The sequence below is a fragment of the Allostigmatella hybrida genome (genome assembly GCF_020103775.1).
Taxonomy (GTDB): domain Bacteria; phylum Myxococcota; class Myxococcia; order Myxococcales; family Myxococcaceae; genus Hyalangium; species Hyalangium aurantiaca.
In genome coordinates, this window is the sequence record NZ_JAHXBH010000005.1 from 221480 (window position 1) to 234718 (window position 13239).

Consider the following 13239-nt stretch of genomic DNA (forward strand, 5'->3'; position numbering starts at 1 on the left):
AGCGGGCCCACGTCCATGGCGCTGCTCGATGCCCAGACGCTGTCGCGGCTGCAGGGGGTGAAGCTGCGCGCGCGCGCGGTGATGGAGGGCGTGCTCTCCGGCCTGCACAAGAGCCCCCACCAGGGCCAGAGCGTGGAGTTCGCCGAGCACAAGGAGTACGCGCCCGGCGACGAGCTGCGCCACCTGGACTGGAAGGCCTACGGCAAGTTCGACAAGTACTACGTCAAGCGCTTCGAGCACGAGACGAACCTGCGCTCGGTGATGGTGGTGGATGCGTCGGCCTCCATGGGCTACCGCAGCGGGGCGCTCTCCAAGCTGGAGGTGGCCTCCACGCTCGCGGGCGCGCTCTGCTACCTCCTGGTGCGCCAGCAGGACGCGGCGGGCCTGGCGGTGATGACCGGCGGCGTCTTCAAGGACGTGCCCCCGCGCGCCTCCGCCGGGCACCTCAACGTGCTGCTGGATGCGCTGGAGCACGCCTCCGCCCAGGGCCCCACGGACCTGGCCGGCGCCGCGGACCACCTGGCCGAGGTGCTGCCGCGCCGCTCCACCGTGGTGGTGCTCTCGGACCTGCTGGACGAGCGGGGCGATGCGCTCAAGCGCATCCTCGCGCTGCGCCAGCGCAAGAACGACGTGGTGCTCTTCCACGTGGTGGACCCCGCGGAGCTCACCTTCCCCTTCGATGACCCGACGCTCTTCCTGGACATGGAGGGCGAGGGGCGCGTGGAGGTGAACCCGCGCGAAATCAAGGAGAGCTACCTGGAGGAGTTCGGCGCGTTCCTCGCGGGCGTGAAGGGCGCGTGCGCCGAGGCGGACGTGGACTACGAGCTGGTGCGCACCGATGAGCGGCTGGACGAGGTACTGCTGCGCTTCCTGGGGCGGCGGGGGAGACGGCGGTGACGTTCGGTAACCCGTGGATGCTGCTGGGCGCGCTCGGGGCGCTCATTCCCGTGCTGGTGCACCTGTTCGACCGGCGCCGCCCCCGGCCCCACCCCTTCCCCACCATGGCCTTCGTGCTGCGCAGCCAGAAGCGCACCGCGAGCCGGCTCAAGCTCAAGCGGCTGCTCTTGTACACGCTGCGCACGCTGGTGCTGCTGGCCATTCCTCTCGCCCTGGCGCGGCCCGAGCTGCGGCGGGACGCGGCCGCCGCGGCGGCGGCCAAGGGCCCGGCGGCCACGGCGGTGGTGCTGGATGCCTCGCTCTCCATGCGGTGGGCGCAGGGCACCTCGCTCTTCGAGCGCGGGCGGGACGAGGCGCGCGATGCGCTGGGGGACTTGCTGCCCGAGGAGCCCTCCACGGTGCTCCTGTGCACCGCGTCGCCCTCGGCGCCCCCGCCGCTGGGCTTCGACCGGGCCCGGCTCCGGGGAATGATTGACGAGGCGAAGCCCACCTACGGCACCGCGGACCTGGGGCGCTGCATGGACCTGGCGGCGCGGGCGCTGGAGGAGAACCCCATGCCGGGCAAGCGCCTGGTGCTCATCTCGGACATGGCGGCCTCGGCGTTCCGGCTGGAGGCCCCGCCCCCCACGGTGAAGGGCCCCACGGGCACGGCGGTGCGCCCCGAGGTGGTGCTGCGCAACGTGGCGGAGGACCGGGAGGCGCTGCCCAACCACGCGCTGGTGGACCTGAAGGTGGAGCCCGCGCTGCAGGCGGGGCCGCGCTCGTTCCAGTTCACCTTCACGGTGAAGAACCATGGCCCGGAGGCCCTGAAGGACTTGGAGGCCGCGGTGCGCACGGGCGAGACGGTGCTCGCCAAGGGCTTCGTGGACGTGCCCGCCCACGGCACCGCGCAGAAGGCGCTCACGGTGCGCTTTGCGCAAGGCGGCACGGTGGAGGGCGCGGTGACGCTCGCGCCGGACGCGCTGCCCGAGGATGACCGGCGCGGCTTCGTGCTGCCCGTGCCCCGGGCGCTCAAGGCGCTGGTGGTGAACGGCGCGCCCCACGCCACGCGCTACCGGGACGAGGCCTTCTTCGTGGAGGCGGCCCTGAGCGCCCCGGGCTCCCCGGTGGAGGTGGCGGTGCGCGACGCGGAGGCGGGCCTGCGCGAGGACTTCTCCGCCTATGACGTGGTGCTGCTGCTCAACGTGCCCGCGCCCGGCCCGGACGAGGCCCAGCGCCTCTCCACCTTCGTGGAGGCGGGCGGCGGCCTCTTCGTGAGCATGGGCGACCGGGTGGACCCGGAGGCCTACAACGCCCGGCTGGGCGCGCTGCTGCCCCGGCCCCTGCGCCTGGTGCGCACCAGCGCGGAGCGGGAGGACCCCGACGCGGACACGAAGTCCGCGAAGCTGGCGAAGATCGAAGTGGAGCACCCGCTGTTCGCCCCCTTCACCGGCCGCGCCGAGGAGGGCCTGGTGGGGGCGCGCTTCTACCGGTACATGCTGCTGGAGGCCGACAGCCCGGCCGCGCCCGGCGCCACCCAGGTGCTGGCCACCTACGAGGACGGGGCGCCCGCGGTGGCGGTGGCCCGGCGGGGCAAGGGGCGCGTGGCGCTCTTCACCAGCACCGTGGACCGGGACTGGAGCGACTTCTCCATCCGCACCAGCTTCCTGCCCCTGATGCAGCGCTTCGCCGCGTACCTCACCGGCTCGCTGGAGGAGCGCCAGGAGCAGCGCGTGCGCGTGGGCGAGAGCGCGGTGCTGCGGCCAGAGCCCGGGCAGACCCTGGCGGGGGTGCGCTCGCCCGAGGGCACGGAGCTCTCCGTGAAGGCGCAGCAGGACGGGGCGGTGTCCGTGGGGCCCCTGGCCGAGCCCGGCACGTACACGGTGCTGGGAGGCGATGGCAAGGCGCTGCCCGCGCTCGCCTTCGCGGTGACGTTGGATCCGGCCGAGAGTGACTTGACGCGCGTCCCGGAGGAGACCCTCACCGCCTACTTCGGCGAGGAGACGGTGACCGCCTCCAGCGGCGACGCGGAGCGGCCCCAGGTGCCCTTGTGGACATGGCTCATCGTGGCTGCCTGCGCGGCGTTCTTCCTGGAGGGCACACTGCTGCGCAGCTAGCGGTTGATTTCACCCCAGGGCGCCCGCAAGGTGTCCTTCGGCGGCAATGCCCCCGGCCGCAGCGATTGGGAACGCCATGCCGATGAGCCCTCGCTACCTCGCGGCTTCTCCGTCCGGCCGGTACGGCATCGCGGTGTTGGCGACTGCCCTGGCCCTCGTCCTGCAACGGCTCGCCTGGCCGTTCATGTCCACCAGCCCCTTCCTGTTCTTCTACCTGGCGGTGATGTTCGCGGGCTGGTGGGGCGGTTGGGGGCCCGCCGTGCTGAGCATCGGGCTGTCCGTGCTGGCGATCGACAGCTTCTTCCTCGCCCCCGCGCACTCCTTCCGCGTGACGCCGGGAGACGGGGTGGCGCTGAGCGTCTTCGTGGTGCTGTCCCTGTTGATGACGCGGCTGAACACCAGCCTGCGCAGGACGAACCAGGAGCGGGAAGCCCTGCTGGAGCGCGAGCGCCTGGCCCGTGCCACGTCCGAAGCCGAGCAGGCGCGCTTTCATGCGCTGCTCATGCAGGCCCCCGCCATCGTGGCCCGCTTCCAGGGTCCGGAGCACACTTTCACCCTGTCCAACCCCCTGAGCAGCGCGCTGTTCGGCCAGCGGGAGTTGCTGGGCAAGCCCCTGCGCGAGGCCGTGCCCGAGGCGGTGCCCCAGGGCCTCCCCGCGCTCCTCGACCGCGTCTACGCCACCGGAGCGCCCTACACGGGACGGGAAACGCCGTGGACGTTCCTTCAGGAGGGCGGCGAGACGAAGGCGTTCTTCCTGGACCTCGTGCTGCAGCCCACCCGGGACGTGCATGGCCACATCGATGGGGTGGCGTGCTTCGCCTTCGACCGCTCCGAGCCGGTGCTCGCGCGCCAGCGGATGCAGGAGCTCAACGCCCAGTTGAAGCGCAGCAAGGAGCAATACCAGGACTTCGTCAGCCAGAGCACCGAGGGCATCTTCCGCGTCGAGACCCGCCCCCTGCCGGTGAACCTGCCCGAGGACGCGCAGGTGGACGCCATGCTGGAGCACAGCTTCATCGCCGAGTGCAATGACGCGATGGCCCGCATGTATGGCCAGGAGCGCGCGGAGGCGCTGACGGGCACCCGGCTCTCCCAGCTGCTCGTGCCGGAGGATCCGCACAACCGGGAGTACCTGAAGGCCTTCATCCGCGGGGGCTACCGGCTGGAGTCGGCGGAGTCCCACGAAGTCACCCAGGAGGGGCAGCCGCGGGTGTTCCTCAACAACCTCGCCGGCGTCATCGAAGCGGGGCACCTGGTGTCGGTCTGGGGCATCCAGCGGGACGTGACGGAGCAGCGGCGGGCCGAGGAGGCGCTGCGCCACGGCGAGGAGCGCCTGCGCATCGCGGTGACCGCGGCCGCCATCGGCACCTGGGACATGGGCCTGGTGACGGGCGGCTACCAGTGCGACGCGCGGGGCCGGCAGCTCTTCGGCCTGTCTCCGGACGCCGCGCTGAACCTGGAGTCCCTCCGCGCGGGCGTGCATCCGGAGGACCGGGGACGCTTCGAGCAGGCACTGGCTGGCGCCTTCACCCCTTCGGGCGGAGGAGACTTCCGCATCGAGTACCGCACCCCGGGCGCCCAGGGCGGCGCGGAGCGCTGGGTGGCGGTTCACGGCCGGGTGTTCTTCGATGAGCAGGCGCGGCCCGTGCGGTTCACCGGCACGGTGCTGGACGTCTCGGAGCGGCGGCGCGCGGAGGCCAACGCGCGGTTCCTGGCCGAGGCCGGCGCGGTGCTGTCCTCCTCGCTGGACTACGAGGCCACCTTGCGCAACGTGGCCCGGCTCACCGTTCCCGAGCTGGCCGACTGGTGCCTCGTGGACATGCGGCAACCGGATGGGACGTTCCGCCGGGTCGAGGTAACGACCGCCTCCCCGGAGGAGGCGGAGCTCGCGCGCCCCGTGCAGCACTACACCCTCGATCTGGAGCGCTCCACCGCCCATCCCGCCCTGCAGGCGTTCTTGCAACAGCAGCCGCTGCTCATCGAGCAGCTCGCCCCGGAGAGCTTCCGCGCGGCCGCCCAGGGCGAGGAGCACACGCAGCTCATGCGGGCCATCCAGCCGCGCTCCTTCATCGCGGTGCCGCTGGTAGTCCGGGGCCAGGCCTTCGGCGTGCTCAGCTTCTTCACCACGCGCTCGGGCCGGCGGTACACGGCGAAGGACCGGGAGTTCCTGGGGGAGCTGGCCCACCGCGTGGCGCTCTCCGTGGAAAACGCGCGGCTGTACCGGGAGGCCCAGGAGGCCATCCAGCTGCGCGACGAGTTCCTCTCCATCGCCAGCCACGAGCTGAAGACGCCCCTCACCCCGCTGAGCCTGAAGCTGCAGATGCTCTCGCGCGAGGTGAAGCGCCAGCCCGACTCACCGCTGCGGCGCTCCGTGGAGGACTACCTCGTCATCGGCATGCGCCAGGTGAAGAAGCTCTCGGAGCTGGTGAGTGACTTGCTGGACGTGACGCGCATCGCCGGGGGACGGCTCCGGCTGGAGCCCGAGCCCGTGCAGCTGGACACGCTCATCCGGGAGGTGGCCGGGCGCTACGAGGCCGAGGCGGCCCGGGTGGGCTCAAGCTTGCGGCTGGACCTCCAGGAGTCCGTCGTGGGCCACTGGGACCGGCTCCGGCTGGAGCAGGTCGTCACCAACCTCGTGGACAACGCCATCAAGTATGGCGCAGGCAAACCCATCCACGTCGGCTTGCAACTGCGCGAGCACCAGGCCTGGCTGCACGTCCGGGACGAGGGCATCGGCATTGCCCCGCAGGCCCTGTCGCGCATCTTCGGCCGCTTCGAGCGCGCCGTCTCCGAGCGCCACTACGGCGGGCTGGGGCTGGGGCTCTACATCACCCGCACCATCGTGGAGGCCCTGGGCGGGAGCATCCAGGCCCAGAGCGTCCTGGGCGAAGGCGCCACCTTCACGGTGACGCTGCCCGTCGCGCCCCCTCAGGCCCCTGAGGCGCCCGGGCCTTCCGCTCAGGACTCCTCGGTGGAGCCATCCGCGGCGGGCTCGTTCACGCGGGACACATAGGACACCGCGGGCGAGGCCCCGCGCCGGCCCTGTCCGGGTCCCGGCCGGGGAGGCGGCCGCGAGCCCTGGGAGTGCTCGCCCCGGGGCCCCTGCCCCGCCTGGGGCGGACGGCCTCCCCCTTTGCCCGCGTGGGGCGGACGGCCTCCACCCGGGCCCGCGTGGGGCGGACGGCCTCCGCCCGGGCCCACATGGGGCGGACGGCCTCCGCCCGGAGGCCCCGAGGAACGGCCCGCGCCATGGGACGGCGAGCGGCGGTCCCCGCGAACGCTCCGCGCGTCCGCGGGCCGGGAAGCCCCTGCCTCCGCGGGATGGGCGCTGGGAGGCCGGGCCTCGGAGGGCCGGTGCGGCGGGCCTCCCGCTGGACGGGACTCATGGGAACGAGGGGGCGCGCCGCCCGGGGAGCGCGGCTCGTGGCCCCGGTGCCCCGGGGAACGGTTGGGAGGACCGCCCCGGGGGCCTCCGGGGCCCTGCCGGTGCGGCCGCTCGCCGCCCTTGCCATTCCGGGCGCTCTGCTGGGCCACCTTGGGCCGCTCGCCGCCGCCCTGCCGCAGGAGCGCGAACTCGTCCTCCACCTCCGCGGGCGCGGGCGCGGGCACGGGCGCGGCGGCCGCCACCTCCTGCACGGGCGCGGGGCGGCGATCCCGGAACGGCGGACGCCCTCCCTCCCGGGGAGGACGGTGCCCACCGGGGCGGCCCCCGTCTCGCGAGCCCCGGAGTCCGGGCGCCGCGCGGCCACTGGGCTCGAAGTCCGGCGTCAGCTCGCGCCGCACGTAGGCCTTCCAGATCTCCGCCGCGTCCCCGGTCCGGCCCTTCAGGCTGGGGGCGAAGCCGGAGAAGAACAGGCGCAGGTTCTCCAGGTCGCGATTGAAGAAGAACTCCGCCCGGCTGTTGGCCGCCGCGGAGACGATTTGAGGGAAGTCGATGATGGTGGGCCCGTGGGCCCCCAGCAGGATGTTGTACGCGCTCAGGTCGCCATGGATGATGTCGCAGCAGAGCATGCGCACCGCCTGCTGCCGCAGGTCCCGGTAGTAGTCCTCCGCGGCCTCGGCGTTGCTGAACGTGGCATCCACGAGGCGCGGCGCGGGCTGGCCCTCGGCGTCCACCACCAGCTCCATCAGCAGCACGCCCTCGTAGAACATCACCGGGGAGGGGACTCGCACGCCGGCCGCGAACAGCTTGGAGAGCGCCTCGGACTCCGTCGCCTTCCACTCCTCCTCGGAGGCGGCCTGGCCAAAGCGGCTGCCCTTGTCCATGGCGCGCTGGGTCCGGCTGTTGCGGACCATGCGCCCTTCCTTGTAGCCCGAGTTGTTCTTGAAGTTCCGCTGCGAGCGCTCCTTGTAAATCTTCGCCGCGACGTACTGTCCCCCTTGGGTGACGATATAGACGTCGGCCTCCTTGCCACTCTTGAGGCGGGCGGCCACATCATCAATCACGCCATCGGACAGAAGGAGTTGGAGCGCTTCGTGCATAACTGGCCCGGTTATTTACCATGCTGGCCCGGAAACGAGGCTATCAGGAAGGGCCCTGGAGAAGGGAATCCCTTGCATGCCCGCCTGGCAGGCGAAAGAGACGTGATAGGCTGCCCGGGAACCGCCGGGCCGTGGGCTGAGGAGAGACCTGTTGTCGTACGCACCCCTGCTGGCCCGGATTCCCCTCTTCGAGAACCTCCAGCCCGAGGAGCTCGGGCTGCTGTCCGCCCTGCTCCACCCCCGGCACTGCTCCAAGGGAGACGTCATCTTCCAGCAGGGTGACGAGGGCGCGGAACTCTACATCGTCCAGACGGGCCAGGTGGCCATCCGCCTCCACTCCCCGGAGGGCAAGGAGGTCATCCTCACCCTGCTGGGCAGCGGGGAGGTGTTCGGCGAGCTGTCCCTGCTGGATGGGGAGCCCCGCTCGGCCCACGCCGTGGCCCGGGAGGAGACCCACCTGCTGAGCCTGCGCCGGGAGGACTTCCACCGGTTCCTGGACAGCCGCCCCCAGGTGGCCCGGAGCCTGCTGGCCACCCTGAGCCGGCTGGTGCGGCGAGTCACCCAGCACGTGCATGACGCCACCTTCCTGGACGCGCGCACCCGCCTGGTGCGCGTCCTCCTGGACCTGAGCCGGAACCAGGGCGAGCCCCGTCCCCGGGGCGTCGCCATCCGGCAGCGGCTCACCCAGTCGGAGCTGGCCAACCTCTGCGGGCTGACCCGGGAGAGCACCAACAAGTGGCTGCGCTTCTATGTCCGCGAGGGGATGCTGGAATACGAGTCCGGGCAAATCACCCTGCTCGACCCGGAGAAGTTCCACCGGGAGCTGGGCTAGCGGCGCCCCCCTTCACCGGGGCGCGGCCGCGTGGGAGCGGGAGGTGCGGTGCAGCCGCTCGGCGGCGATGCGCGTGAGCAGCTCCCGCAGCCCGGGCTGATGGAAGAGGTGCCTCTCGCAGGCGTCGCGCTCCAGCCGCAGCAGCGTGCAGCGCGAGGCGGCCCGGACGGTGACCGTCGCCGGCACGCTCAGCAGCATGGAGATTTCTCCGAACACGTCCCCCGCCTCCATCGGCGGCAGGAGGCTCTCGTCCTCGGAGCCCTCATCGAGCACCACCTGGCAGTGGCCATGGAGCAGCAGGTACAGCGCCTCCACCGGACGGCCCTGCTCGATGAGCACCTTGCCCGTAGGCACCGAGCAGAGCTGGAAGTCCCGCGTCATCGCCTCCTTCTGCTCGCGCGACAGGCCCCGGAACAGGGAGTGGGTGCTCATCGCGTTCGACAGCAGGCGCTCCCGGTGGAAGGTCTGCAGCATCTGCCCCACGGAGGGCGCGCGCCGGAGGAGCTGGGCCACCCGGTCCGAGGTCAGCTCCAGCACCACCGTGCGCTCGAGCGCCTGGACGCTCGAACGGCTCGGCCCATCGGTGACGAGCGCCAGCTCGCCGAACAGGTCCCCCTCGCCCATGAAGGCCACCGTGCGCGGCCCCCCGGAGCGGGAGTGGCGGATGAGCCCCACGCTCCCCTCGACGATGGCGAACATGGAGCTGGAGGCCTGCCCCTGCTCCACCAGGGTCGCCCCGGCGGGAAAGACGCGCAGCTCCATGTCGCCCACCAGGGACAGGAACTCGCTGCCGCTGAGCTGGGAGAAGATGGGGATGCGGGGCCGCCGGCCCAGCGACACGGGCGCCTCGGACACGGCGGGCCGGGGCTCGGCGGGCCGGGGCAGGGGGGGCTGCATCAGGGGCGTCTCCAGCTGCTGGGCATGCAAGGCCTCCAGCAGGTGTTGGGTCCGCGCATGGGTGGGATCGATCTGAAGGATGGCCTTGCACAGCGCCAGGGCGCGCAGCACCCAGCCCCGCCGGGCCCAGACGTCCGCCAGGACTTCGTAGGTGGCCAGGGATTCCTGACGGCGGCCCAGCAGTTGGAGCAGCTCCGCCACGCGCTGCCGGGTGGTGGCGTCGTCGGGGGCCGACTCGATGACGCTCTGGTACTCCGAGAGCGCACCCTCCAGGTTGCCCTGGGAGAACAGCTCGGCGGCCCGGTCCTTGTACTGGCGAAGCGTGTCCTTCATCGTGTCTCCCCCGTTGAGTCTACGATGTGGTTCCCGGCCTCATTGCGGTCCAATGCCCGGCAGTGTGCCCCCTTTTTCCAAACTTGGCTGTGAGCCGGCTCACAGCTCTGCCACCCTGCGTGAAAATAGAAAGGATGCGGAGTGACTCCCTCCTCAGCGCTCTACCGTGATTGTGCCCGCCTGTTCATGGTGGGATTCCCCGGGCCGCGGGTGGACGCGGACTTCGCCGCCCTCATGAAGGACGGCATCTTCGGCGCCATCCTCTTCAAGCGGAACGTCGGCTCCGCCCCGGAGACGGCCCAGCTCTGCCGGGACATCAAGACGCGGGCGGACCGGCCCTTCATCCTCTCGGTGGACCAGGAGGGGGGCCGCGTGGCCCGGCTCCGGGGAACACCTTTCACCACCCTGCCCCCGTTGAGGGAGCTGGGCCAGGGGGGAGACGAGACGCTGGCCATGCGGGCGGGGCAGCTGCTCGCGCACGAGCTGCGCGCGGTGGGGTTCGACTGGGACTTCGCGCCCGTGCTGGACGTGGACACCAACCCGGCCAATCCGGTCATCGGAGACCGGAGCTTCAGCCGGGAGGCGGAGGCGGTGGCCCGGCTGGGCGTGGCGCTCGCGCGGGGGCTGGAGGCGGGGGGCGTGGCCTCCTGTGGCAAACACTTCCCGGGCCACGGGGACACCACCACGGACAGCCACCACACCCTGCCGCGCCTGGCGCATGACCTGGAGCGGCTGCGCCGCGTGGAGCTGGTGCCCTTCCAGGCCTTCGCCCAGGCGGGACTCGCCTCGCTCATGACGGCGCACGTGCTGTTCGAGGCCATCGAGCCGGGCCTGCCCGCCACGATGAGCCGGCGCGTGCTCCACGGCGTGCTGCGCGAGGAGCTGGGCTTCGACGGGGTGCTCGTCAGCGATGACCTGGAGATGAAGGCCATCGCGGACCACTACTCGGTGGAAGAGGCCGCCGTGCAGGGCACGCTGGCCGGCGTGGACCTGTTCCTGGTGTGCCACAGCGCCCCGGTGCAGCGGCGGGCCATCGAGGCGCTGGTGAAGGCCGTGGAGTCCGGCCGGGTGCCGCGCGAGCGCATCGCCGAGGCCCACCGGCGGCTGGCGAAGCTGGAGGCCCGCTTCGTCCACCCGGCGGAGGACCGGCTCGCCACGCTCGGCGACAGCGCCCACCGCGCGCTGGCCGAGGGGCTCGCCAGTCACTTCACCGGGAGGGATCCGACCGAGCGCCTGGCGTAGGCGCGCCGCGTCAGTTGTCCGCGCCCGGGCCCTCGATTTCGCGGGAGGGCTTGCGCTCGTTGAGGGACTCGCCCTTCACCGGCTCGTCCCTGTACAGGTCCGAGCCCTCCGTGCCCTCACGGGGCGAGGAGTAACCGGGCGCGCCAATGCCGCTCTGGTTTCCATGAATGCCCCAGGCCTCGTGTGGCGCCGCGGGCGCGGTCTCGCCAGCGGCCCCCGAGCCGCCCGTGGCGGATTTGTCCTGGAAGGTGTCGAGCGGCTGCGAGGTGTTGGCCACGCCCTCGTTGTCCGTGCCCTCTTTGATCCTTCCATTCTCATTGCACGCGGGGGCCAGCGCCGAGGCCGCGGCCAGTGCTCCGAGCAGTCCCCACTTCCGAATGCCTTTGCCGTTCATGTGCATGCCTTCCTGATGGGTGTTGTCCGTCCGAGAATGTGCCGCCCGTGGCCCCTCACTGGCTGAACGGGAGCTTGTAGCTGCCGAAGCCGGTGAACGAGGGGGCCTCCTGCCCGCGGCGCGCGCGCCAGCCCAGGTCGCTCGAGCCCTCGCCACTGCCCGCGCTGCCACTGCCCCCGGTGCCCTCCATGGCGGCGCTCAGCGGGGTGGCCGGCGCGGGACGCCCCGTCACATCCACCTGGAGGGTGCGCTCCGGCATGCCCTCCTTCTCCGGAGTGCGCGGATCAATGCTCGAGCCCACATCGGCGATGGTGCCGTTGAAGCCCCGGTCCCGCGGGAGCTGATAGTCGCTGTAGGTCTCCGGGGAAACGCCATGGAGCTGGGTCTTGAAGAAGCTCATCCTGGGCGCATCCGGCTGCGCGCCACCGGACTCCGGAAGCCGGCCACACCCCATGCTCAGCAGGGTCGCCGTGACCAGCCCGCCCAGCCCCACCCATCCACGAATGCTTTTGCGGTTCATGTCCATCTCCCCGGGAGCATCCGAGCCCCCTCTTGCTTCAAGGAATGGTCACCTGGACGCACATCAACCACCCATCGAGCCTCCAGCGCGTCCCTCGTCAGGCCGGCCGCTCTCCCACCCAGCAGACGGTCAGTGGGGCAGCTCGGGCTTCAGGGGCAGCTCCACCCGGAAGAAGGTATTGCCCGGCGCCGACTCGACGTGGATGTGCCCGCCATGGCGGCGCTCGATGATGCGCAGGACGATGTCCAGCCCCAGCCCGGTGCCCTGCCCCATCGCCTTGGTGGTGAAGAACGGCTCCCAGATGCGCCCCACGATGTCCCCGGGGATGCCCGGGCCGCTGTCGCCAATCTCCACGTACACCTCGTCGCCCCGGCGGCGGGTGCTCACGCGCAGCGTGCCCTGGTCCTGCATCGCATCCAGGGCATTCTCGATGAGGTTGGACCACACCTGGTTGAGCTCCCCCCCGTGGGCCCACAGCTTGGGCAGGGTGGTGTCGTAGTCGCGCCGCACCGTCACGCCCCCGCTCAACCGGTGCGCGAACATGGCCAGCGTGGCCTCCAGACCGGTGTGCACATCCACCTCCTGGGGCGCCTCGCGGTCCACGTAGGTGTACTGGCTCACCGCGGAGACGAGCGACGAAATGCGGGCCGTGCCCACCTCCAGCACGTCCGCGAGCTGCGCCAGGGAGAGCAGCGTCTCCAGCCACTCCAGCCCCGCGGCGAGCACCGGCCCCTCCAGCGAGGCCCCCAGCACCTCCAGGTGCGGCAGGTCCACCCCCGCCGCCGCGAAGGTCGCCGCCCGGCCATATGCCTGGCTCATGCCGTGAATGCCCAGCCACTCGAGCAGCGCATCCTCCAAGTCACTCTGGGACAGCGCATCCAGGGGCTTGGGGGGCGAGGCCTGCAGCTCACTCACCAGTTCCAGGAGCGCCTCGCGCTGCGGGTCCGTGAAGCGGCTGTCATAGGCCAGGGCCTGGTGGTGCGCCGCGAGGCCTTTTTCCCGGAGCTGCTGGGCCGAGCGCCGCGCCGCCGCCGCCGGGTTGTTCAGCTCGTGCGCCAACCCCGCCGCCATGCGCCCGAGCATGGCCAGCTTCTCGTGCTGGCGCACCTGCGCCTCGACTTCCTGGCGGCGCGCCACCATGCCCTGGACGGCGAACTTCGCCAGCGGGGAGCACACGGCCATCATCTGGCGGAACGTGTCCGCCTTCACCTGGAGCACCCGCACGGCGCCCACGGCCCGCCCCGTCACCGGCGCGGGGCCGCCCGAGAGCAGGGCCAGCTCCCCCACGAACTCGCCCGGCCGGTAGACGCCCAGGACCTGATCCTCATCCCCCACGCGCTGGGTGATGCGGACCTCCCCGGACAGAAGGACGAAAAAATCATAGTCCCGCGAGCCCTCGGCGAAGAGCGGCTCGCCCGGCTGGAACGTGCGGGGCAGCCCCTCCTGCTTCACCTCCTGGAGCACATCGGGGGGCAGGGAGGGCAACAGCGTGGCATCTGTGGAGTCATGCAGCATGGTGGGTACCTGTTGAACATCCAGAATCGCCCTC

At 71.7% G+C, this 13239-nt stretch carries 10 protein-coding genes; 5 read left to right on the forward strand and 5 right to left on the reverse strand.

The annotated features are described in order from the left end of the window. Positions 1-15 precede the first annotated feature (15 nt). The 3 genes from KY661_RS11755 (at position 16) to KY661_RS11765 (ending at position 6003) form a co-directional block, all read left to right on the forward strand. On the forward strand, positions 16-897 hold the full coding sequence (locus tag KY661_RS11755; protein WP_225410297.1) for a DUF58 domain-containing protein: 882 nt from the start codon (positions 16-18) through the stop codon (positions 895-897). After that, complete coding sequence (locus KY661_RS11760; RefSeq protein WP_225410298.1) at positions 894-2993, forward strand: BatA domain-containing protein; 2100 nt, start codon at positions 894-896, stop codon at positions 2991-2993. The genes KY661_RS11755 and KY661_RS11760 overlap by 4 nt, the downstream gene beginning before the upstream one ends. Positions 2994-3075: 82 nt before the next feature. Further along, a complete protein-coding gene (locus tag KY661_RS11765) occupies positions 3076-6003 on the forward strand; it encodes an ATP-binding protein (RefSeq protein ID WP_225410299.1) in 2928 nt (975 codons plus the stop codon). On the opposite strand, the gene KY661_RS11770 is transcribed toward KY661_RS11765, so the two are convergent. Further along, a complete protein-coding gene (locus KY661_RS11770) occupies positions 5949-7472 on the reverse strand; it encodes an RIO1 family regulatory kinase/ATPase domain-containing protein (protein ID WP_225410300.1) in 1524 nt (507 codons plus the stop codon). The two genes, KY661_RS11765 and KY661_RS11770, sit on opposite strands and share 55 nt — an antisense overlap. 151 nt (positions 7473-7623) lie before the next feature. Between KY661_RS11770 and KY661_RS11775 the strand changes: the two genes are divergently transcribed. Next, positions 7624-8304 (forward strand): Crp/Fnr family transcriptional regulator, encoded by a 681-nt coding sequence (locus tag KY661_RS11775; protein ID WP_225410301.1) that lies wholly within the window; start codon positions 7624-7626, stop codon positions 8302-8304. A gap of 12 nt (positions 8305-8316) precedes the next feature. On the opposite strand, the gene KY661_RS11780 is transcribed toward KY661_RS11775, so the two are convergent. Next, complete coding sequence (locus tag KY661_RS11780) at positions 8317-9534, reverse strand: cyclic nucleotide-binding domain-containing protein (RefSeq protein ID WP_225410302.1); 1218 nt, start codon at positions 9532-9534, stop codon at positions 8317-8319. A gap of 141 nt (positions 9535-9675) precedes the next feature. Here KY661_RS11780 and nagZ point away from each other — a divergent pair, with 141 nt between their 5' ends. Continuing rightward, positions 9676-10776 carry a beta-N-acetylhexosaminidase gene (nagZ, locus tag KY661_RS11785; protein ID WP_225410303.1) on the forward strand — a complete coding sequence of 367 codons (1101 nt, stop codon included), beginning with the start codon at positions 9676-9678 and terminating at the stop codon, positions 10774-10776. 10 nt (positions 10777-10786) lie between these two features. Here the strand turns inward: nagZ and KY661_RS11790 are convergent, their stop codons facing one another. The 3 genes from KY661_RS11790 to KY661_RS11800 all read right to left on the reverse strand — a co-directional run bounded on the left by KY661_RS11790 (position 10787) and on the right by KY661_RS11800 (position 13205). Further along, on the reverse strand, positions 10787-11170 hold the full coding sequence (locus KY661_RS11790) for a hypothetical protein (RefSeq protein WP_225410304.1): 384 nt from the start codon (positions 11168-11170) through the stop codon (positions 10787-10789). Positions 11171-11225: 55 nt separating this feature from the next. Continuing rightward, positions 11226-11690 carry a hypothetical protein gene (locus tag KY661_RS11795; protein ID WP_225410305.1) on the reverse strand — a complete coding sequence of 155 codons (465 nt, stop codon included), beginning with the start codon at positions 11688-11690 and terminating at the stop codon, positions 11226-11228. A 129-nt stretch (positions 11691-11819) separates the two neighbouring features. Then, on the reverse strand, positions 11820-13205 hold the full coding sequence (locus tag KY661_RS11800) for a sensor histidine kinase (RefSeq protein ID WP_225410306.1): 1386 nt from the start codon (positions 13203-13205) through the stop codon (positions 11820-11822). Positions 13206-13239: the final 34 nt, after the last annotated feature.